This is a genomic window from Cellulomonas bogoriensis 69B4 = DSM 16987 (genome assembly GCF_000767165.1).
Taxonomy (GTDB): Bacteria; Actinomycetota; Actinomycetes; order Actinomycetales; family Cellulomonadaceae; genus Actinotalea; species Actinotalea bogoriensis.
The window spans coordinates 1-634 of record NZ_AXCZ01000421.1 but is presented as its reverse complement, the minus strand read 5'-3'; the positions used below and the strand labels follow the sequence as shown (position 1 = coordinate 634).

The following is a 634-nucleotide window of genomic DNA, read 5'->3' as shown; positions in this document are numbered from 1 at the left end:
CTCCTCCCACAGCAGGCTCACGTCAGCGGTCGCGTTGCTCGAACCACTTCCGGTGATGGTCTTGCCGGTGGTGACGACGCTCGCGTCGTTCCACACGTCGTCGATCTCGCCGTCGATCTCCGGGGCAACGGTGGCCTCGGGGATCTCGGTGAACGACAGCTCCTCGACCAGGGTCAGGGTGCCGGTGGCACCGCTGTCGCCCCAGGCCACGTCGCCGACGACGACGTTGAACTCGAGCTGGTCCCCGACGGAGCCGGCCGAGTCCAGCGGCAGCTGGACCAGAGCGGTCCATCCGTCGGTGGTCTCGGTCGTGGCCTGCGTGGCGCTGTCGGCACCCCGCTCGACGGTGACCTCGTTCTCGCCGTAGGTGACGGTCACGCTGTCAGCCCCGTCCTCGACCTCGATGTAGGCGGTGAGCTGGTCACCGCTCCACCGGGTCTGGAAGGCCGCCGCACGCTCGACCTGCTGCAGAGGCAGGTTCTGCCAGTCGATCGCGTCGAACGAGTCCAGCCCGACCTCGCCCTCGAACGCCAGTGCGGTCCGCACCCGCGGTGCGAGGCTGTCGCCCTCGCCCATGAGCCCGAAGTACGCGGGCTTGGCCTGGAAGCTGCCGTCGAACACCAGCGGCGCCTGC

General features: G+C 69.4%; 1 protein-coding gene. It reads right to left on the bottom strand.

The window, feature by feature from the left end:
• Positions 1–634 (bottom strand): DOMON domain-containing protein (locus tag N869_RS18180; protein ID WP_035063289.1); only part of this gene is annotated, 634 nt, incomplete at both ends.